This is a genomic window from Micromonospora sp. NPDC047521 (assembly GCF_055587305.1).
Map to the genome: position 1 here is coordinate 177,038 of NZ_JBVJGN010000006.1, position 19,654 is coordinate 196,691.

18 protein-coding genes are annotated in these 19,654 nt (G+C 72.2%); 11 read left to right on the forward strand and 7 right to left on the reverse strand.

Annotated features, from left to right (window positions below; translation table 11 throughout):
- Positions 1 to 56: 56 nt before the first annotated feature.
- The 6 genes from ACZ6N8_RS15895 to ACZ6N8_RS15920 all read left to right on the forward strand — a co-directional run bounded on the left by ACZ6N8_RS15895 (position 57) and on the right by ACZ6N8_RS15920 (position 4,913).
- Complete coding sequence (locus ACZ6N8_RS15895; RefSeq protein WP_466010591.1) at positions 57 to 926, forward strand: hypothetical protein; 870 nt, start codon at positions 57 to 59, stop codon at positions 924 to 926.
- Positions 923 to 2,119: a fumarylacetoacetase gene (fahA, locus tag ACZ6N8_RS15900; protein ID WP_466010592.1), complete on the forward strand. Its 1,197-nt coding sequence runs from the start codon at positions 923 to 925 to the stop codon at positions 2,117 to 2,119. Before ACZ6N8_RS15895 ends, fahA begins: the two co-directional genes overlap by 4 nt.
- 190 nt (positions 2,120 to 2,309) lie before the next feature.
- Positions 2,310 to 2,519, forward strand: coding sequence for a DUF397 domain-containing protein (locus ACZ6N8_RS15905; protein WP_466010594.1), 210 nt, complete (start codon positions 2,310 to 2,312; stop codon positions 2,517 to 2,519).
- Positions 2,520 to 2,657: 138 nt separating this feature from the next.
- Positions 2,658 to 3,140: an SRPBCC family protein gene (locus ACZ6N8_RS15910; RefSeq protein WP_466010595.1), complete on the forward strand. Its 483-nt coding sequence runs from the start codon at positions 2,658 to 2,660 to the stop codon at positions 3,138 to 3,140.
- Between the two features lie 75 nt (positions 3,141 to 3,215).
- The gene (locus ACZ6N8_RS15915) at positions 3,216 to 4,475 is read left to right on the forward strand and encodes an outer membrane protein assembly factor BamB family protein (RefSeq protein WP_466010597.1); all 1,260 of its coding nucleotides are present in this window, start codon (positions 3,216 to 3,218) and stop codon (positions 4,473 to 4,475) included.
- 90 nt (positions 4,476 to 4,565) lie between these two features.
- Positions 4,566 to 4,913, forward strand: coding sequence for an LPXTG cell wall anchor domain-containing protein (locus ACZ6N8_RS15920; protein WP_466010599.1), 348 nt, complete (start codon positions 4,566 to 4,568; stop codon positions 4,911 to 4,913).
- A gap of 19 nt (positions 4,914 to 4,932) precedes the next feature.
- Here ACZ6N8_RS15920 and ACZ6N8_RS15925 read toward each other — a convergent pair whose 3' ends face one another.
- The 6 genes from ACZ6N8_RS15925 to hppD form a co-directional block, all read right to left on the reverse strand.
- Entirely contained in the window at positions 4,933 to 5,847 is a 915-nt protein-coding gene (locus ACZ6N8_RS15925) for a hypothetical protein (protein WP_466010600.1), read from the reverse strand.
- A 127-nt stretch (positions 5,848 to 5,974) separates the two neighbouring features.
- Positions 5,975 to 6,529 (reverse strand): hypothetical protein, encoded by a 555-nt coding sequence (locus tag ACZ6N8_RS15930; RefSeq protein WP_466010602.1) that lies wholly within the window; start codon positions 6,527 to 6,529, stop codon positions 5,975 to 5,977.
- 134 nt (positions 6,530 to 6,663) lie between these two features.
- Complete coding sequence (gene hisC, locus ACZ6N8_RS15935; protein WP_466010604.1) at positions 6,664 to 7,767, reverse strand: histidinol-phosphate transaminase; 1,104 nt, start codon at positions 7,765 to 7,767, stop codon at positions 6,664 to 6,666.
- Positions 7,764 to 8,777, reverse strand: a complete 1,014-nt coding sequence (locus ACZ6N8_RS15940; RefSeq protein ID WP_466010606.1) for an RDD family protein — start codon at positions 8,775 to 8,777, stop codon at positions 7,764 to 7,766. The genes hisC and ACZ6N8_RS15940 overlap by 4 nt, the downstream gene beginning before the upstream one ends.
- Positions 8,774 to 9,469 carry an RDD family protein gene (locus ACZ6N8_RS15945; protein ID WP_357983102.1) on the reverse strand — a complete coding sequence of 232 codons (696 nt, stop codon included), beginning with the start codon at positions 9,467 to 9,469 and terminating at the stop codon, positions 8,774 to 8,776. The genes ACZ6N8_RS15940 and ACZ6N8_RS15945 overlap by 4 nt, the downstream gene beginning before the upstream one ends.
- An 11-nt stretch (positions 9,470 to 9,480) precedes the next feature.
- The gene (gene hppD, locus ACZ6N8_RS15950) at positions 9,481 to 10,686 is read right to left on the reverse strand and encodes a 4-hydroxyphenylpyruvate dioxygenase (RefSeq protein ID WP_466010608.1); all 1,206 of its coding nucleotides are present in this window, start codon (positions 10,684 to 10,686) and stop codon (positions 9,481 to 9,483) included.
- A 130-nt stretch (positions 10,687 to 10,816) separates the two neighbouring features.
- On the opposite strand from hppD, the gene ACZ6N8_RS15955 reads away from it, so the two are divergent.
- The 5 genes from ACZ6N8_RS15955 to ACZ6N8_RS15975 all read left to right on the forward strand — a co-directional run bounded on the left by ACZ6N8_RS15955 (position 10,817) and on the right by ACZ6N8_RS15975 (position 19,248).
- Positions 10,817 to 11,308, forward strand: coding sequence for an Lrp/AsnC family transcriptional regulator (locus tag ACZ6N8_RS15955; protein ID WP_387114832.1), 492 nt, complete (start codon positions 10,817 to 10,819; stop codon positions 11,306 to 11,308).
- Positions 11,309 to 11,378: 70 nt separating this feature from the next.
- Complete coding sequence (locus tag ACZ6N8_RS15960) at positions 11,379 to 12,824, forward strand: outer membrane protein assembly factor BamB family protein (RefSeq protein WP_466010905.1); 1,446 nt, start codon at positions 11,379 to 11,381, stop codon at positions 12,822 to 12,824.
- Positions 12,825 to 12,894: 70 nt separating this feature from the next.
- Positions 12,895 to 14,562 carry a fumarate hydratase gene (locus ACZ6N8_RS15965; RefSeq protein WP_466010610.1) on the forward strand — a complete coding sequence of 556 codons (1,668 nt, stop codon included), beginning with the start codon at positions 12,895 to 12,897 and terminating at the stop codon, positions 14,560 to 14,562.
- A gap of 259 nt (positions 14,563 to 14,821) precedes the next feature.
- Positions 14,822 to 17,803 (forward strand): AfsR/SARP family transcriptional regulator, encoded by a 2,982-nt coding sequence (locus ACZ6N8_RS15970; protein ID WP_466010612.1) that lies wholly within the window; start codon positions 14,822 to 14,824, stop codon positions 17,801 to 17,803.
- A 35-nt stretch (positions 17,804 to 17,838) separates the two neighbouring features.
- Entirely contained in the window at positions 17,839 to 19,248 is a 1,410-nt protein-coding gene (locus tag ACZ6N8_RS15975) for a class II fumarate hydratase (protein ID WP_466010614.1), read from the forward strand.
- A gap of 24 nt (positions 19,249 to 19,272) precedes the next feature.
- On the opposite strand, the gene ACZ6N8_RS15980 is transcribed toward ACZ6N8_RS15975, so the two are convergent.
- Entirely contained in the window at positions 19,273 to 19,539 is a 267-nt protein-coding gene (locus ACZ6N8_RS15980) for a hypothetical protein (RefSeq protein ID WP_466010616.1), read from the reverse strand.
- Positions 19,540 to 19,654 lie beyond the last annotated feature (115 nt).

A 19,654-nucleotide genomic window follows, 5' to 3' on the forward strand; every position in this document is an offset into this window, starting at 1 on the left:
TCCGATAATCGGACGCTGTTGTCCGTTCCTTGTAGCGTCCCGTAGATTCTTGTGTCGTGTCAACGCAGGTGCCCGCACTCCTCGACGGCCTGGTGGACGACGCCGCCGTCTTCCCGCCGGGCAGCGCCGCGCTCCCCGACGCGCTGACCGCCCACCGTCGACACCGCGCCGCCTGGTACGCCGACCTGGTCGGCCCGCTGCTCGTCCCCGCCTCGACAGTCGCGGCCGGCAGGCTGAACGGTCTCGTGGACCCGGCCGAGGGCCTGGTGGTCGGGGTGATCGGAGACACCGGTATCGCCGGCCTGCCTGTCGCGCTTCCGTGCCTGGCACCGGGCGGCGTCACCGTCCGGCAGGTCGAGGTGGCGGTCGCCAAGCGGGGCGAGGACCCGCTGCCCGGCATCACCGAGCTGCTGCGGGTGACCGCCACGACCCCCGGCGTCGAGGCTGTCTACGCCGAGCTGCCGCTGACCTTCGGGCTGATGGGCGCGCTCGACGCGCTCGCCGCCGCCCGCGCCGACGGCGTGCCGATCGCCGCCAAGTTCCGCACCGGCGGCCTGGCCGCCGAACTGTTCCCCACCCCTGCCGAGATGGCCGCCGTCATCTGCGCCTGCCGGGACCGGGCCCTGCCGTTCAAGCTCACCGCCGGGCTGCACGAGGCGGTGCGGCACCTCGACCCGGAGACCGGCTTCACCCATCACGGCTACGCCAACGTGCTGGCCGCCACGCTCGCCGCCGCCGGCGGCGACGGTGTACGCGCCGTCGCCGAGCTGCTGACCGTGGCCGACCCGCGCCCACTGCTGGAACACCTGAACGGGCGGCTCGACGCGCCACGCCCCCTGTGGGTGGGCTTCGGCTCGTGCAGCATCCTGGAACCACTTACCGATCTGATCCGGCTGGGGCTGGTGAACGGGGGCTACGACGCATGACCTGGGTGACCGGCGCTGACGGTTCGCCGTACGGGGTGACGAACCTGCCGTACGGGGTGTTCTCCTCCGGCGGGGGCCAGCCGCGGATCGGCGTACGCATCGGGTCGTGGGTGTTCGACCTGGCCGGCGCGGAGGCGGCGGACCTCGTGCTGGCGGCAGGCGCGCTGTGCCACCCCACCCTCAACGGGTTCATGGCGCTGGGCCGTCCGCAGTGGACGTCGGTGCGGCAGCGGATCACCGAGCTGCTTACCGACCCGGCGCACCGGGCGGCCGTGGAGCCGCTGCTGGTGCCGCTTGCCGAGGTGGACATGCTGCTGCCGTTCGAGGTGGCCGACTACGTCGACTTCTACTCCTCGGAGCACCACGCGTCGAACGTCGGGCAGATCTTCCGCCCCGGTCAGCCGCCGCTGCTGCCGAACTGGAAGCACCTGCCGATCGGCTACCACGGGCGGGCCGGCACCGTGGTCGTCTCCGGCACGCCGGTGACCCGGCCGACCGGGCAGCGCGCCTCGGCCGAGGGCCCGGTGACCGGCCCGTCCGTACGCCTCGACATCGAGGCAGAGGTCGGCTTCGTGGTGGGCGTGCCGAGCGAGCTGGGTGACCGGGTGGGCGTCGACGACTTCGCCGACCACGTCTTCGGCGTGGTGCTGGTCAACGACTGGTCGGCCCGGGACATCCAGGCCTGGGAGTACCAGCCCCTCGGCCCCTTCCTCGGCAAGTCCTTCGCCACCTCGGTGTCGGCCTGGGTGACGCCGCTGGACGCGCTCGCCGACGCGTTCGTGCCCGCCCCGGACCAGGACCCCCCGGTGGTCGACTACCTGCGCGACGTGCCGCACCTGGGCCTCGACCTGCGCCTCGAGGTCGAGTGGAACGGCGAACGGGTGAGCGAGCCACCGTTCGCCACCATGTACTGGACGCCGGCCCAGCAGTTGGCGCACCTCACCGTCAACGGGGCGTCAGTGCGTACCGGCGACCTGTACGCCTCGGGCACCGTCTCCGGCCCGGACCGGTCGCAGGTCGGCTCGTTCCTGGAGCTGACCTGGGGAGGGGCGGAGCCGGTGAAGCTCGGCGACGAGACCCGCACCTTCCTCGCCGACGGCGACACGGTGACCATCACCGCTACCGCGCCCGGCCCGGACGGCACCACAATCGCCCTCGGCGAGGTCACCGGGACGGTCCGTCCGGCCCGCTGAGCGTCTTTCCAGGCCGGAGCGGTCCTCTGTCTCGTCTGCGGGACTGATGATCGCACCGACTGTGCGATAACCACCGCCGGTTGCCGCGTTGATCGTCGCGGATTCCGTCGCTCCACCGCGCGGTACGGGCCGGGCCCCCCGCCCGGATGCCGGCGGTGGGGCAACCCATCGCACACGGAGGTAGACGACGATGCACGATCTCTCGCGCGCGGTCTGGCGTACCAGTAGCCGCTCCAACGACCAGGGACTCTGCGTGGAGGTGGCGGACAACCTGGTCGACGTCCTCGGCCTCGTCGCGGTCCGCGACTCCAAGGACCAGGCCGGCCCCACACTGGCCGTGAGCCCGCCGGGGTGGACAGCGTTCGTCGGAGCGATCCGGGCCGGTCGCTTCGAACGCTGAGCGGCGGCGTCGTACCTGTCGACAGGTACGACGCCGGCCGCCCGAACGGACAGCGGGGCCTCCGGGTGGTGGAAATTCCGTCCCGGGGGCCCCGTCCGGCGCTCACGCCGCGTACCGTCGACGACACGGGAGGGTGTCATGTCGACGGTGGCGGTTACCGGGTTCATCGAGGCGCACGCCGTCGATGTCTGGCGTCTGCTGACCGACCTGCCCGGCCGTGCGGCCCGCATGACCGCTGCGGGCCCGACCGAGCTGCTCACCCCGGGTCCGTTCGGGCCGGGCACCGCGTGGCGTGAGGAGCGCGCCCAGCCGGGCGGCGGCACGCTGACCGAGGAGTTCCTCGTGGTGGAGGCGCTCGCCCCGCATCGGCTGGTGCTCTGCTCCTCGGGCGCCGACGTGGACTACCGGATCACCTGGACCCTGCGGCCGGTCCGGCGTCGTCGTCGCGGCTGCACGGCTGTCACCGTCACACAGGAGGCGGTGCCGACGGCTCCGTACCCTCGGGTGGTCGCCCTGCTGCTCGGTGGGCTCGCCGCCCGGGCGGTCGAGGTGGCGTTGCGGCGTGATCTCGCCGATCTGACTGTCGCGGCGAGGCCCTCCGGCGCTGTGGAAGCGGCCTGACCGGGCCCGTGAGCGGCGCGACCTGACCGGGCTCCGGCGGTCTCCGCTGGGTAGGGTGCCGGGCGGAGGTGCGGCATGGGGTTCCCGAAGGGCCGGCGACGGCTGGTGATGGCGGTCGCGGCGCTGCTCGCCGTCGCGGCCGTCGCGGTCGTCGTCCACCGGGTGCTCGCTCCGGCCGAGGTGAGCACTGTGGCCCGGGGTGACTACCCGGCCGCGCCCCGACCCGAGCCCGGCGCGATCGGCCGGCTGCCCGCCGCCCCGCTGATCGTGGACTCCCGACTGCGGGTGTACGCGGCGCACCGGCAGGTCTACGCCGACCGGCCCGTCGACTGGCGGTACCGGACCACGCCGTTCTGGTCGTACCGGCGCTGGCCGGCGGAGCTGAGCGGGGTGGTGGCCAGCGGCCGTACCATCGTGAGCCGTTGGTCCGACGGTCGGTTGGTCGCGCTCGACGCTTCGTCCGGGCGGGTGCTGTGGCGGGCCGCGGGGCCGGCGCCGGCCGAGGACGACGCGGTGGCGCGGCGTACCGGGGCGGCCACCGTCTGGGATCCGCGTGGGCTCTACCTCACCGACCTCGCGGACGGCCGGACGGTGCTCGTGGTCACGGGGACCGCCGAGGCCCGTGCGGTGCAGGTGGCTGACGGCAGGGAGTTGTGGCGGGTCGACCTGCCCGGCTCGTGCCGCAGCGACGTCGGCACCAGCGTGGCCGGGCAGCTGATCGGCCTGGACACCTGCGCCGGACCGGCCGCTGTCGAGTTCCGGGACGCGGCCACCGGGCAGGTACGCGAGCGCTGGCAGCCGCCGGGGGTGGCGGCGGACGGGCTTGTGGTGTCCCCACTCGGTTGCCGGACCGGTCGGTCGGGCTGTCCGGCCGTGCGGACGGCCGGACCGGGTGACGCCGGCGGTCGGGGCTGGCTGGTGACCGGCGGTGAGCCGGTGGCCGCTCCCGCTCTGGATCTAGCCGGTGCCACTGTCGTCGGCGACCGGGTGGTCTCGGTGGTGGACGGGGTGGCGGTGGGCCGGGCGGCGCGGTCGGGCGTCGAGCTGTGGCGCTTCGGCGGCCTGGGCGCGGCGCGGGTGCTCGCGGTGCAGCCCGGTCGGGTGCATGTGCTGACCGAGGCGAACGAGTTGGTGACGCTCGACCCGGTGAACGGTACGCAGCTCTCCCGCTTCACCCTGAACGTCGGCTCGGACGGTACGGGTTGGGCGCCGGGGGCGGTGGCCGCCACCGACGGATATCTGGCTGTGGAACGGTTGCGGGAGCCGGTCGACCCGGACGGGGACGACCAGCGCTACTACTTCACCGCCGAGGCGGTGATCCTCGCCGCCACCTGATCGGGGCGTCGAACTGCGAACCTTTCACCATTAATGACCAGAAACGGTACGTTTCTCACGGTTCAGGTTTCCGGTGAAGGGGGTTGGCGCATGGGTGCGACGGCAGCCAGGTGGCTCGTGGGCGGGATGCTCGCCGCCACCGCGAGCCTCGTGGTCGCGGTGCCGCCGACCCTCGTGTCGGACCCGGCCCGGTCGACCGCGTACGCCGCAGCGCGGGCCGAACCGTCGGGTGACACGAGCGTCACCTTCGAGGTGGTGCCCGCCTCGCCTACCGTCACCCCGCCCACGCCGACCCGGCACCCGCCCACCCCGACCCCCAGTCACGGGGGTCAGTTGCCGGTCACCGGTCCGGGCGGTTCGGTCCTGCTGCTCGCCGCGCTGGGCATGACCCTGCTTGCCCTCGGGTGGCTCGCCGCTCGCCGCCGACGGCCGAGCTGACGCAGGGCCGCCGGCGGTCTCAGTGGTCGACCGGGACGCGCTCCCGGGGTGGGACGGCAGGGGCGCGACGGGACCGGCGCACGAGCACCCCGACAGTGGTGAGCAGCAGCAGCGCCGCCACTGCCGCACCCCCGGTCCAGCCGGTGAACAGTCGGGAGACGACGCTGCCCTTCCTGCCCACCTGACCGGGATCGGGGAAGGCGATCCGCACGGTCGCGCCGCGCTTCACCGTCCCGCTCTCCAGGTTCACCTCGGCCTTCCAGGGTCCGTTCGGCAACTCGGCGGGGAACCGGGCGACGACCTGCCCGGAGCCGCCCGGGGGCAGCGTGACGCCCTGCCCGACGGGGAACGGTCCGGCCCGGCTTCCGGCCGGTCCCTCGCTCAGTGCGATCGCGCCGGTCAGGTCCACGGCACGGCCGCCGGTGTTGGTGACCTGGACGGTCACCGACGGCACGCCCTCGGGGCTGCGGGCCGGCCGCAGCTCGCCGATCGCGAAGTCGGAAGCCGGCTCGCCGCCGGGGCCGACGTCGAGATACATCCGGACGCCGACCCGGTGAATCTGGTTGATCTCGCCGCTGGCCCGGGCCGCGGATCTGGTGGCCGCCCAGACCACCCCGTACCGCTCGCCGCGCGAGGCGGCCGGCGGCACCGTGATTGTTGCCCGGACCCGGGTCTCGCCCCACGGCTCCAACTCCACCGAGCTGCGATCGAGGGTGGTCCACGAGGTCAGCTCGTTGGCCGCGCGGCCCTCGCCGAACCGGAACGCCGAGCCGTCCAGGGTTGCCGCTGCCGGGTAGACGTCGACCTGGCGGGGCTCGGCCGTGCGGTTGACGATCAGCAGTTGTCGCCTGATGGTGGTGCCCGGCGGCAGGTGGTCGACGATGTAGCGCAGAGCCCGTGGGTCGGCGCGGCGGTCGGTCGGAGCCTCCAGCAACCGGATACCGATGCTGCCCTCGTCCGAGCCCGCGTCCGGCTCGGCCGCGCCGGCCCGGGTCGGCAGACCCGGACCGGCGAGGCAGAACAGGGCGAGCGCGACCGCGAGGGCCGACCGCCCCCGGCGGCTACGCCACCGAATGTGTCACCGTGCCGGTGTAGACGCCCGCGATGCTGTCCAGCGGGACGTTGACCACCAGGGTGGGGTTCCAGGCGGCGGTGTTGCCGCCGGTGCCGCCACTGTGGGTGAACGCGGTGAGCGGGAGGGTGCTGGACAGGGGCGCCGCGTCGCCGGCGGTGAGCTGCCCAGGGGTGAAGGTGCCGGTGCCGGTGGTCGCTGTTGCCGGGCCGGACCAGTAGTTGATCTCCTCGGGGAGGACCGTCTCGGGTGGGGAACTGGTGCCGGTCTGGAAGACGGTCGCCGTCACCGACGCGGTCCAGGACGCGTCGGAGGCGCCCCGGGAGTCGGTGACCGTCACTGTGCCGAGTTGGCCGGTGATGGTGCCACCGGGAGCGCCGGAGCCGAGGTCGGCGGTGGCCGGCGCGTCGATGTCGAGGGTGCCGGCCAGCACCTCGAACGTGGTGGTCGTGGTGTCGGTGGGCGCGGCGGCGGCCGGCGCGGCGAGAAAGCCGACCATCGCGGCGGCGGCCGCCCCGGCGAGACAGATCCTGGCAGTACGCACTGTTCGTTACCCCGTTTTCTCGAAGCGAGCCGACGCGGGTCCTCGCCACGTCGGCTACTTCGGAAGATAGGGCAGATAGTGGGTCAAACAGGACAAAGCGGTCTTATGTCACCGGATGGTCACAATGCACGCCGTCAGGTCAGCGCCGCCTCCGCCGCGGCCAGGAACGCGTCGTTCTCGGCAGGGGTGCCGATCGTGACCCGCACGCCGTCCCCGGCGAACGGCCGCACGATCACCCCGCGCGCCTCGCACGCCTTCCCGAAGGCCACCGCCCGGTCGCCGAGCGGCATCCAGACGAAGTTGGCCTGGCTGGTCGGCACGTCGGGCACGAACTTGCGCAGCGTCTCGGTGACCCGGTCCCGCTCGGCGACGACGAGCGCGCAGCGGCGCTCCATCTCGGCGGCCTGGGTCAGCGCCGCGAGCGCACCGGCCTGGGCTGCCGTACTCGTGGAGAACGGCGTCACCACCTTGCGGATCGCCGCCGCCACCGTCGGCTGCGCCACGAGCCAGCCGATCCGCAGCCCGGCCAGACCCCACGCCTTGGACAGGGTGCGCAGCACCGCGACGTTCGACCGGTCCAGGTAGTCGAGCCCGTCCGGCACCTCCGGATCGGTCACGAACTCCCGGTACGCCTCGTCGATGACCACAAGCACGTCGTCCGGCACCGAGTCGAGGAAGCGGTCCAGCTCGGCCCTGCGGACCGCCGTGCCTGTCGGGTTGTTCGGGTTGCAGACCAGGATCATCCGGGTCCGGTCGGTCACCGCCGCGGCCATGGCCGCCAGGTCGTGCCCGTGCCCGGCGTCGTTGGGCACCCGCACGCTCGTCGCGCCGCTGGTCGCCGCGATGATCGGGTACGCCTCGAAGGAGCGCCACGAGTAGAGCAACTCGTCGCCGGGCAGACAGGTGGCCCGGACCAGGTGCTCGGCGAGCGCCACCGACCCGCAGCCGGTGGCGATCCGGTCGGTGTCCACGCCGTACCGCTGGGCCAGGGCGTCGCGCAGCGCCACCACGCCCATGTCGGGGTAGCGGTGCGAGGCGGTGACCGCCTCGGTGACCGCCTCGACGACACCGGGCAGCGGGCCGTACGGCACCTCGTTGCTGGCCAGCTTGATCGCCTCGGGCAGACCCAGCTCCCGGGCGAGGTCGGCGGGGCTGCGCCCCGGCACGTAACTGGGCAGCGCGTCCAGGTCGGCGCGGGTCAGCCGCAGCGCCGGCTGGTGACGTCCGGAGTCGGTCATGGGGTGTCTCCCGGGGGCTGGTCGTCGTTCGAGGGGGCGGAGGCGGTGCTGGCGGGGACCTCGACCACTACCGTCTGCACGCGCTTGTCGTGCAGCGCCTGACGCAGCGGGTGGTCGAAGAGGGGGGACAGGGCGTCGACCAGTTGCAGCACCAGGCCGAGGCCGGCGCAGTACCAGAGCAGGGTGGGCAGACCCATGGTGGTCCACCTGCCGAACGCCCTGGCGAAGCCCAGCGGCTGGTCGGCGGCGAGCGGCACGGCGCGGATCCGCATCACCCGCTTGCCGAAGGTCTGCCCGTGGGAGGCCATGGCGGGCACCTCGTACGCCAGCCAGAGCGCCGTGGCGATCAGCAGGATCACCACCTGGAGCAGCCCGGCCTGCTCGCCGATCTGCGGCAGGTTGTCGGTGGAGGTGTCGCCGGCGAACGCCCGCCGGAACACCTCCCGCCAGTACGGCAGCATCTCCTCGATCAGCCGCCAGACGAACCAGCCGTTGACCAGGGCGTTCAGGGCGAAGACGACAGTGAAGTCGATCAGTCGGGCGGCGAACCGGCGGCCGTACCCGGCCAGTCTCAGCCCGTGCGGGCGCGGCTCCGGCGGCCGGCCGGGCCAGCCCGGTGGCACGCCCTGCGGCGACCAGCCGGGCGGGGCGCCCTGCGGTGTCCAGCCGGGGGGAGCGCCCTGCGGCGACCAGCCGGGCGGACCGGCCTGCGGTGCCCAACCCGGGCCCGGCCCCGGCTGGGGACCGTGCGGCGACGGGGTGCCGTGCCCTGGCTGGGTGCCGTGACCCGGCGCGGGACCCGAGCCGGTGTGCGGCGGCCAGCCCGGGGCTGTCGCCGCCGCGTCGGGTGCCGTCTGGGCGACCGGGACGGGCGGTGGCTCGGGCGGCGGCGGCCCGTCCGGCGGGGTCGCGTCGACCGGAATGGGCGCGCCGAGCCAACCCTCGCCGTCCCAGTAGCGTCGGGTCTCAGGGTCGGCGGGGTCGACGTACCAACCCGGTTGCACACTCACGAAGCCACCTTAACGACGACCGTGCCGGCGAACTTGTCGTGGAGGCACTGCTGCCAGGGCTTGTCCCAGAGCTGCCACAACCCGTCGGCGTAGCTCGCGCCCGGCACCAGCGAGCACGCCAGGTGCTGCACGAGCCACCGCCGGCCGGCCATCCGCCGGTCGAGGGTGCCGTTCGGGTCCAGCGGCACCACCCGCAGCTTCATGACCTTCTTGCCGAGGGTCTGACCGCCGCGCTTGAGGTACTCCACGTGATACAGCCAGTAGAGCCCGAGCAGCACCACGAACAGGCCGGCCTGGAACAGCAGGATCGGCAGGAGGAACGTGACGAAGACGGTGTTCGGATCGGGCTCCACGAAAGTGCCGTCCGGGTTGGTCCGCGTCATCTCGGAGAACATCCGCCACCAGAGGACCAGGAAGACGGGCATGAACAGCGCCATCGCGACGACACTCGCCAGCGCCGTGTCGATCAACCAGGCCAGCAGTCGGTCGCTGAAGCTGGCCAGTGGCTGCCCGGCCGGGCTCACCGCCGGTGGTGGTGGGGCGTACCGCGGCGGCACCGCGTACCCGGGTGGGGCGTACTGCGGCGGCACGGCGTACCCCTGGGGGTGTGGTCCGGGTGGCGGCGCGAAGCCGCCGGCGGCGGGCTGGGGCCCACCTGCCGGCGGCGTCGGGTACGACGGAGGCTGCGTCACGCCCGCAAGTGTTACAGGTTGCCGCGGGCTTCCTGCTCCCGCTCGATCGCCTCGAACAGCGCCTTGAAGTTGCCCTTGCCGAAGCCCAGCGAGCCGTGCCGCTCGATCAGCTCGAAGAAGACGGTGGGGCGGTCCTGCACCGGCTTGGTGAAGATCTGGAGCAGGTAGCCGTCCTCGTCCCGGTCGACCAGGATCTTGCGGGCCTTCAGCTCCTCGATCGGCACCCGCACGTTGCCGATCCGGGCGCGCAGCTCCGGGTCGTCGTAGTACGAGTCGGGGGTGTCCAGGAACTCGACACCGGCGGCCCGCATCGCGTCGACGCTCGCCACGATGTCGTTGGTGGCGACCGCGATGTGCTGGGCGCCCGGGCCCTGGTAGAACTCCAGGTACTCGTCGATCTGCGACTTCTTGCGGGCCACCGCCGGCTCGTTGAGCGGGAACTTCACCTTGCGGGTGCCGTTCGCCACGACCTTGCTCATCAGCGCCGAGTAGTCGGTGGCGATGTCGTCACCGATGAACTCCGCCATGTTGGAGAAGCCCATCACCCGCTTGTAGAACTCGACCCACTCGTCCATCCGGCCCAGCTCCACGTTGCCCACCACGTGGTCGACGGCCTGGAAGAAGCGCTTCGGCTGGATGCCGGCGTCGATCATCGGCTGCCGGTCCACGATCGGGCCGCGGGCCACGAAGCCGGGCAGGAACGGGCCGGTGTAGCGGGACCTGTCGACCAGGGTGTGCCTGGTGTCGCCGTACGCGGCGATGGAGGCGACCCGGACGGTGCCGTGCTCGTCGGTGATGTCGTTCGGCTCGACCAGGCCGGTCGCGCCCTGCGCGGTGGCGTGGGCGTACGCGGTGTCCACGTCGGGCACCTCGAGGGCGATGTCGATGACGCCGTCGCTGTGCTTGACGACGTGCTCCGCGCCCTTGGCGTCCGGGCGGACGGCGCCGGTGAGGACGAACCGGGCCGAGCCGCTGGTCAGCACGTACTCGGCGTAGTCCCGGAAGCCCTGCTCGGGTCCCCGGTACGCCACGCAGGTCATGCCGAAGGCGGTGGAGTAGTAGTGCGCCGCCTGCTTGGCGTTGCCGACCATGAAGTGCACGTAGTCGAGGCCCTTGACCGGGAACGGGTCGTGGCTGATGTCGTGGTCGACAGCGCCGACGAGCTGGTCGACGTCGACGTCCTCGGTCGACTGGGGTCGGTCGATCGCCTGGGTCATGGTGGCCTCCCTCGCGTACCGGCCGGCCTCGTGGGCCGGTTGTTGTCCGAAGGATCGCCGCGCCGGCATCAGGTGGGCAACTGTCGGTGTAAAAGCTGGTCAGGTTGCGCATTCAGTATGGTCTGAACCCATGAAGGGTGAGCAGGCTGTACAGCTCGACGCGCTCGACGTTCGCTTGGTCGAACTGCTCGCCGACGAGCCACGGATCGGGGTGCTGGAGTGCTCCCGGCGGCTCGGCGTGGCCCGGGGCACCGTCCAGGCGCGTCTCGACAAACTGGTCGACAGGGGTGTCATCGGCGGCTTCGGCCCGGAGATCTCACCCGCCGCGATCGGGTTCGGGGTGACCAGCTTCGTCACCCTGGAGATCAGCCAACGGCACGGCCACGACCCGGTCACCGCCCACCTCGCGGCGATCCCCGAGGTGCTGGAGGCGCACACCATCACCGGCTCCAGCGACCTGCTCTGCCGGATCGTCGCCCGCTCCAACACCGACCTGCAACGGGTCATCGACCAGATCGTCTCGTCCGCCGGCATCACCCGGGCGTCGACGATCATCGCGCTGGCCGAGCAGATCCCGTACCGCACGCTTCCGCTGGTACGCAGCGCCGTACGGACGCTCTAACACCTTCGAGTACAGAAAGCGCGGCGACACGGCGGCGCGGGCGTACGGAAGATCCGTGATCGTGGCTACGGTGTGCGGTGTGGCGAAGGGGAGCGTGCGCGGTGGGCTGCTGCTCGGCCTCGCCGTGGTCGTCGCCCTCGCCGCCACAGGTGTCTGGAATCCGTTCCCCGGGCTGTGGGACTGGGTCGACCGCAGCGACCCCATCTCCGAGCCGGACGTGGTCTGGCAGCAGCGGATCGGCGGCACCCCGCGCAGCGTGACCATCGCCGGCGACACGGTCGTGGTGGAGCAGCGCACCAGGGTCGAGGCCCGCAGCCTGGCCACCGGCACCCAGCTCTGGGAGCGCAAGGCGGACTGGGCGGCGGTCGCCGGCGGTGACCGTGATCCGGTCGTCGCCGTGGGGAAATTGCTGGTCAAGGGGTACGAGCTGCTCGACCCCACCACCGGGGCGACGCGGCGGCGCGACGACGACGCGGTGGCCGTGTGGACGTACCGCAACCTGCTGCTGGACGCCAGCTGCACGGACGCCACCGACTGCACCCTGAGCGCCTGGGACCCGCGCGGCACGGCCCCACTGTGGACGGCGTTCCTGCCCGGGGTGCACAGCGGCCTGCTCGCCGACAACCCGGGACTGCGCGGCACCCGCCGGCTCACCGCCCCCCGGGTCGACGACGGGGTCGCCGGTCCCGAGTCGGTGCCCCCGCTGCTCGGCTTCCCCGTCGACGGCCGGGTGCACGTCGTCGACACCGCCACCGGCCGGGTCCTGCAGAACGTGGAGCCCGGCCAGGACGAACGGCTGTCGGTGGTGGGCGGCCGGATGCTGCGGATCGCCGCCCGCTCGCAGGACGGGTCCTGCTACTTCGCGATCTCCGCCCGCGACCCGGCGACCGGGCAGGAGGCCTGGCAGCGGGCCGGCGTCAACCTGCGGACCGCCGACAACGCCGGCTGCGCGCAGCGCGAGGATCCGCAGGGCGCGCGGAACGTGCTGATCGGCGTCGGCGCGGACGGCCGCGAGGCGGTCATCGACGGGTACGACGGACGGCTGCTGTGGGTGGGCGAACCGGGCACCAGACTGGTCGCGGTCGACGACAGGTACGCGGTGTTCCGGGCCGCCGACAAGCGCTCGGTGACGGCCCGTGAACTCGGCACCGACCGGGTTCTGTGGACCCGCCCCGCCAGCGGCAAGGCCGGTGCCGCGCTCACGCCGTACGCGGCGCTGATCGCCGACGAGAAGCCGTCCCGGTTGACGGCGCTGGACCCGCGTACCGGGCGGGAGTTGGCAGTCGTGCGGACCTCGGCGAACGCCCTAGCGGTCGGGCCACAAGGCATGATCATCGGGGAGGGGCGGGAGATCGGTTACATCCGCTTCGGCGCCTCCGCGGGCACCCCCGGCCGGCCCGGCGACGGCGGCGTCCCGCGCCCCGGCGGCACCGGCCCCGCCGGCCCAGACGGCGGCGACAACTGCGGACCCAAACGGGAACTCTGCCCCGACCCGGACGGCGGCAAGGACGGCTGATGAGAGCGGCGTCCCAGACGCAGCCCGGCGGGTGGGAATGATCGACCGGTCTGCCCTAGGCTTGCCGCTCATGAGCAGTGCCGCCGCATTCTCGTACGCCCCCCTCCTGCCGACCGGCCCCGACCAGACGGACTACCGCCTGGTCACCGACGAGGGCGTGGACGTCGTACACGGCCCCGGGGGCCGCCGGTTCCTCACCGTGGAGCCGGCCGCGCTCACCGCGCTGACCGCCGAGGCGATGCACGACATCGCGCACTTCCTGCGCCCCGCGCACCTGGCCCAGCTCCGGTCGATCATCGACGACCCGGCCGCCTCGCCGAACGACAGGTTCGTCGCACTGGACCTGCTGCGCAACGCCAACATCGCCGCCGGCGGCGTGCTGCCGATGTGCCAGGACACCGGCACCGCGATCGTGATGGGCAAGCGGGGCCGGCACGTGCTTACCGACGGGGCCGACGCCGAGGCCATCTCGCGGGGCGTCTACCAGGCGTACACCCGACTGAACCTGCGCTACTCGCAGCTCGCCCCGCTGACCATGTGGGACGAGCGGAACACCGGCAGCAACCTTCCCGCCCAGGTGGACCTGTACGCCGAGGACCCGGACGGGCACCCCGACGCGTACAAGTTCCTGTTCATGGCCAAGGGCGGCGGCTCGGCCAACAAGTCGTACCTCTACCAGGAGACCAAGGCGCTGCTCAACCCGACGCGGATGATGCAGTTCCTGGAGGAGAAGCTGCGGCTGATCGGCACCGCCGCCTGCCCGCCGTACCACCTGGCCATCGTCATCGGCGGCACCTCCGCCGAGTACGCGCTGAAGACCGCGAAGTACGCGAGCGCCAAGTACCTCGACGCGCTGCCCACCGCCGGCTCGATGAGCGCCCACGGCTTCCGGGACCTGGAGCTGGAGGCGCAGGTGCTGGAGCTGACCCGCAACTTCGGCATCGGCGCCCAGTTCGGTGGCCGGTACTTCTGCCACGACGTACGGGTGGTCCGGCTGCCCCGGCACGGCGCCTCCTGCCCGGTGGCGATCGCCGTCTCCTGCTCGGCCGACCGGCAGGCCGTCGCCAAGATCACCCCGTCGGGCGTGTGGCTGGAGCGACTGGAGACCGACCCGGCGCGGTTCCTGCCCGACGTCACCGACGACTCCCTCGACGGTGAGATGGTCGTCCGGGTCGACCTCAACCGGCCGATGGACGAGATCCGCGCCGAACTGTCGAAGTACCCGGTGAAGACCCGGCTGTCCCTGTCCGGCCCGCTGGTCGTCGCCCGGGACATCGCCCACGCCAAGATCGCCGAGCGGCTCGACGCCGGCGAGCCGATGCCGCAGTACCTGCGCGACCACGCCGTCTACTACGCCGGCCCCGCGAAGACCCCCGAGGGGTACGCTTCCGGCTCCTTCGGCCCCACCACCGCCGGCCGGATGGACGCCTACGTGGAGAAGTTCCAGGCCGCCGGGGGCTCGCAGGTGATGCTGGCCAAGGGCAACCGCTCGGGTCAGGTGACCAGGTCCTGCCAGCAGCACGGCGGCTTCTACCTCGGCTCCATCGGTGGGCCCGCCGCCCGCCTCGCCCAGGACTGCATCAAGCACGTCGAGGTGCTCGAGTACGCGGAGCTGGGCATGGAGGCCGTCTGGAAGATCGAGGTGGAGGACTTCCCCGCCTTCATCGTCGTCGACGACAAGGGCAACGACTTCTTCGCCGAGGTCACCAAGCCGGTGCTCACCGTCGGCCGCCGCTGACCCGACACGTACGGCGAAGGGGCATCGGGCAGTCGCCCGGTGCCCCTTCCTGTCATCCGTGCTGAACCGACATCGGTGCGCCCGCCCCGCTGGGGTGGGGCGGGCGCACCGCCCCCGTCGGATGCCGTCACCGACAACCCGGAGCGAGTGTGCTGCGCACCGCTGTCGATCCGCTCTCAGATCACTATCGCCTGACTGCGCTGATCTGTGATCGCCGGACTACTCTGCTGAAGTTTGCACCACTGATGCGGGGGAGTAGATGCGGTTCGGGATCCTGGGGCCTCTGCGGGTCGGCGGTGGTGAGTCCACTGTCACCGCCGGCCGCGACCGGATCGTCCTCGCCATGCTGCTGCTGCGCCCCGGACGGCTGGTGCCCGTCGAGGAACTGGTCGACGCGGTGTGGGAGGAGCACCCTCCGGCCACCGCCCGGGCCCAGTTGCAGACCTGCGTGTCGCGGCTGCGCCGCAGGTTCACCGAGCTGGGCCTCACCCCGGAAACCATCATCACCGACCCGGCCGGGTACGGCATCCGTACCGCCCCGAACGATCTGGACGCCGACGTCTTCGCCCGCACGGTGGAGGCCGCCCGTGCCGCCGTCGCGGCCGGCCGGTTGGGCGACGCCCGTGTGCGGTTCCGCGCGGCCCTGGCGCTGTGGCGCGGACCGGCGCTCGGGGGCATCCCGAGCCGCAGCATCCGCCGTCGCGCCCAGGCGATCGACGAGCAGCGCCTCACGGTGCTGGAGGAGTGCGTCGACGTCGAGCTGCGCCTCGGGCGTGCCGCGGAGCTGATCGAGGACCTGACCGAGAGCGTCGACCAGCACCCGCTGCGCGAGCGTCTGCGCGGCCAGTTGATGCTCGCTCTCTCCTCGGTCGGCCGGCAGGCCGACGCGCTGGCGGTCTACCGGGAGGGCCGGCGGCTGTACGCCGACGACCTGGGCATCGAACCGGGCGCCGAGTTGCAGGAGCTGCACCAGCGGGTGCTCGCGGGCGACCTGGCCCTGGTCGGTCGGGAAGCCCGGTCGACCCTGCCGGTCCGTTCGCTGCCCCGCGCGATCGGTGACTTCACCGGTCGACAGGAGACGCTGAATCGCCTGGTCAAGGAGATCGAGGAGGACGGCACCCGGATCCAGCTGATCGACGGAATGGCCGGCAGCGGCAAGACGACACTCGCGGTGCACGTCGCCACAGCCCTCGCCGATCGCTACCCGGACGCCCAACTCTTCATCGACCTGCACGGGCACAGCGAACGCCGCCCGCTGACAGCGGCCGCGGCCGTGGCCGCCCTGCTGCGCCAGCTCGGTGTGCCGGTCGAGCGGATACCGGAGGACACCGACGACCGGCTGGCACTGTGGCGGACGGAGTTGGCCGGCCTGCGGGCGCTGGTGGTGCTGGACAACGCGGGCACCGCCGACCAGGTGGCCCCGCTGCTGCCCAGCGGCTCGCACTGCCTGATCCTGATCACCAGTCGTCGTCGCCTGGTCGGGCTCGACGAGGGCCGCCCGTCGTCGTTGCCCGTGCTCGACGCCGACGAGGCGATCGAGCTGCTCGGCCGGGTCGCCGGCGTGGAGCGGATCGCCGCCGAACCGGATGCGGCAGCCGAGGTGGCGCGTCGCTGTGGCCATCTGCCGCTCGCCATCCGGCTGGCCGGCGCACGCCTCGCGCACCGACCGCGCTGGCGGGTCGCCGACCTCGCCGAGCGGCTGGTCGCCGGGGCGGGTCCACTGGCCGAGCTGACCGCCGGGCAGCGTTCGGTGGGGCAGGCGTTCGCCCTGTCGTACGCGCAGGTCTCACCACTGGCGCAGCGTCTGTTTCCGTTGCTCGGCCTGTATCCGGGTGTGCGCCTGGACAGTCGGGTCGCCGCGGCCCTGGTCGAGCTGCCCCTGGCCGAAACACAGGAACTGCTCGACGAGCTTGTCGACACGCACCTGGTGGAGGAGGTGCAGCCGGGTCGGTACCGGTTACACGATCTGCTTCGCGAGTACGCCAGGTTCCTGCTTGTCGGCCCGGATCGGCAGGTGGAGCGCCGGGCTGCCCTGGAGCGGCTGCTGGACCATCACCTGTCCGTCGCGTTGGAGATCGCCCGGACGATCGAGGCGGCGGGCAGTCGCCGCAACATCCCCGCGCACACGCCCGGCCGGCCCGACCTGATGGCCGTCCCGGTGGCCGAAGGGCGGGCGTGGTTCGAGGAGAACCATGTCGCGCTCACCGCCCTGGTCCGGGTGGCCGAGGAGGAGGGCTTCCCCGTCCATTGCTGGCAGTTGGCCCGTGCCTGCTGGCGACTCAACTTCGAGAGCGGGCACCTCGACGAGGTGATCGAGACCCACACGATCGGGCTTCGTGTCGCCGAGCGGCTGGGCGACGAGGCTGCCGTCGCCACGATGCTCAACTACGTCTCCTCGGCGTACTTCCGGCTGGCTCGCTTCCGTGAGGCGATCAAGGCGATGGAGGTGGCCCTGGCCTTGCGCAGACGGCTCGGCCTGCGCGGCGATGTGCTCACCACGCTGTGGAACCTGGGCATCTCGTACGCCGCGAACGGTGACCTCCATCAGGCCGAGGCGAAGTTCGACGAGGCGTTCGGCCTCCTCCGGGGGATGGACGACGTCAATGCGATGACCAATCTGCTGAACAACCTGTCGTACACGTTGATCGGCTGGGGCCGGTACGGCGAGGCGCTGCGCCTGACCCGGCTGCACCTCATGCTGGCCCGGCAGACGCAGGACCGCCGGCAGACCGAGAACGCGATGGGTCACCTCGCCATTGTCCGGCACCGGATGGGCGATCTGGGCCCTGCCCGTCGTCTGCTCCATGTCGCGCTGTACCTCAAACGGCAGGACGGCAACCGGTTCGGCGAGGGGGAGGTGCTCAACGAGATCGGTGTGATGGAACGCGTCGCCGGACAGCCCGAGCGTGCCGCCGCCCGACACCGGGAGGCGCTGGTGGCGATGGTGGACGCCGGTGACCGGGTCGGGCAGTGTGCGTCACGAAATCTGCTGGCCCGGTCGATCCTGGAACAGGGGGATGCCGCCAGCGCGCTGGACCTGTACCGCCGGGTTCTCGCCGACGCCAGCCGGCTCGGTGCCCGCTATGAGCAGGCCCGGGCGTTGGAGGGCATCGCCCGCAGCGTGTGGGCCACCGACCCGGCGGCTTCCCGCGCCCACCTGGAGCAGGCGCTGGCGCTGTTCCGGCAGATCGAGTCGCCGGAGCGGCACGAGGTGGAACGGCTGCTCGCCGAGTTGGGCTGACGGATCATCTGCGAGTCGGCCACGGGCGCGGCAGGATGGTACGCGTGACGACTCCAGAAGCGACCGGATACCGGATCGAACGCGACTCGATGGGCGAGGTGGAGGTGCCCGCCGAGGCGCTGTGGCGGGCGCAGACCCAGCGCGCGGTGCAGAACTTCCCGATCTCCGGGCGGGGCATCGAGCCGGCCCAGATCAAGGCCCTCGCGCAGATCAAGGGCGCGGCGGCCGAGGTCAACGGCGAGTTGGGCGTGATCGACGCGAATGTCGCGGCGGCCATCGCCGCCGCGGCGGCGCACGTGGCCGACGGCGGTTACGACGACCAGTTCCCGGTGGACGTGTTCCAGACCGGTTCGGGCACCTCGTCGAACATGAACACCAACGAGGTGATCGCCACCCTGGCCAGCCGTGAGCTGGGCTCGCCGGTGCACCCCAATGATCACGTCAACGCGTCCCAGTCGAGCAACGACGTGTTCCCGTCGTCGATCCACCTGGCCGCCACGCAGTTCATCGTGGAGGATCTGCTGCCGTCGCTGAACCACCTCGCCGCCGCGTTGGAGGAGAAGGCGGCGGAGTTCGAGACGGTGGTGAAGGCCGGGCGTACCCACCTGATGGACGCCACCCCTGTCACCCTCGGCCAGGAGTTCGGCGGGTACGCCGCCCAGGTCCGTTACGGCGTGGAGCGGCTGGAGGGCTCGCTGCCCCGGCTGGCCGAGCTGCCGCTGGGTGGCACAGCCGTGGGCACCGGGATCAACACCCCGCTCGGCTTCGCCGCCGCAGTGATCGAGAAGTTGCGCGGGTCGACCGGGTTGCCGCTGTCCGAGGCGCGTAACCACTTCGAGGCGCAGGGGGCCCGCGACGCGCTCGTGGAGACGTCGGGGCAGTTGCGGACAGTGGCCGTCGGCCTCTACAAGGTCGCCAACGACATCCGCTGGATGGGTTCCGGCCCCCGCGCCGGCCTGCGTGAGCTGCGCATCCCCGATCTCCAGCCCGGCTCGTCGATCATGCCGGGCAAGGTCAACCCGGTCGTCGCCGAGGCGATGCGCCAGGTGTGCGCCCAGGTGATCGGCAACGACGCGACGGTCGCCTTCGCCGGCTCCCAGGGCGACTTCGAGCTGAACGTCATGCTCCCCGTGATGGGCCGCAACCTGCTGGAGTCGATCCGGCTGCTGGCCGCCGCGAGTCGGCTGTTCGCCGACCGCCTGGTGGCCGGCCTGGTCGCGGACGCCGAGGTCTGCCTGGCGTACGCGGAAGGGTCGCCGTCGATCGTCACCCCGCTGAACCGCTACCTCGGCTACGACGAGGCCGCCTCGATCGCCAAGGAGGCGCTGGCCAAGCAGACCTCCATCCGCGAGGTGGTGATCTCCCGGGGGCACGTCGACTCCGGCAAGCTCACCGAGACCCAGCTGGACGAGACCCTGGACCTACTCCGCATGACCCACCCCTGAGGCCTGACCGCCGCGCGGTGCCGCTCAGCCGAGGAAGCGGGCGAAGAGGGCCGCCGGTTCCGGCCCGTCGTGCGGGTTGAGCCGGTACAGGTCGGCAGCCGCGTCGTGCAGGACTGTGCACAGGTAGATGCTCAACGCGATCCGGTCGTGGGCGTACTCCTGGCGGAGGGTGAGTCGGGCGACCGGGCACGGCCAGGGCGCGGCGCAGACCCGGCAGAGCCAGAGCGGACGTAGCGGCAGGTGCGGCCTACGGGGTGTCGTCGTGCGGTCGTCAGGCGCGGTCCGGGGCATGCTGCGGCCTTCCTCTGGAGCTGAACCGTCTGTGGCATCACCCCGCTCGCTCTGGCGCCCGTGCCGTGCCTTGCCACGATCACGCTCGATCCTGGATTGAGGGGTATCCGCACGC

Excerpts from the sequence above, each read along its gene's own strand:
- fahA (WP_466010592.1), top strand. The coding sequence starts at position 923 with ATGACCTGGGTGACCGGCGCTGACGGTTCGCCGTACGGGGTGACGAAC.
- ACZ6N8_RS15905 (WP_466010594.1), top strand. The coding sequence starts at position 2,310 with ATGCACGATCTCTCGCGCGCGGTCTGGCGTACCAGTAGCCGCTCCAAC.
- ACZ6N8_RS15910 (WP_466010595.1), top strand. The coding sequence starts at position 2,658 with ATGTCGACGGTGGCGGTTACCGGGTTCATCGAGGCGCACGCCGTCGAT.
- ACZ6N8_RS15915 (WP_466010597.1), top strand. The coding sequence starts at position 3,216 with ATGGGGTTCCCGAAGGGCCGGCGACGGCTGGTGATGGCGGTCGCGGCG.
- ACZ6N8_RS15920 (WP_466010599.1), top strand. The coding sequence starts at position 4,566 with ATGGGTGCGACGGCAGCCAGGTGGCTCGTGGGCGGGATGCTCGCCGCC.
- hisC (WP_466010604.1), bottom strand. The coding sequence starts at position 7,767 with ATGACCGACTCCGGACGTCACCAGCCGGCGCTGCGGCTGACCCGCGCC.
- hppD (WP_466010608.1), bottom strand. The coding sequence starts at position 10,686 with ATGACCCAGGCGATCGACCGACCCCAGTCGACCGAGGACGTCGACGTC.
- ACZ6N8_RS15955 (WP_387114832.1), top strand. The coding sequence starts at position 10,817 with ATGAAGGGTGAGCAGGCTGTACAGCTCGACGCGCTCGACGTTCGCTTG.
- ACZ6N8_RS15965 (WP_466010610.1), top strand. The coding sequence starts at position 12,895 with ATGAGCAGTGCCGCCGCATTCTCGTACGCCCCCCTCCTGCCGACCGGC.
- ACZ6N8_RS15970 (WP_466010612.1), top strand. The coding sequence starts at position 14,822 with ATGCGGTTCGGGATCCTGGGGCCTCTGCGGGTCGGCGGTGGTGAGTCC.
- ACZ6N8_RS15975 (WP_466010614.1), top strand. The coding sequence starts at position 17,839 with ATGGTACGCGTGACGACTCCAGAAGCGACCGGATACCGGATCGAACGC.
- ACZ6N8_RS15980 (WP_466010616.1), bottom strand. The coding sequence starts at position 19,539 with ATGCCCCGGACCGCGCCTGACGACCGCACGACGACACCCCGTAGGCCG.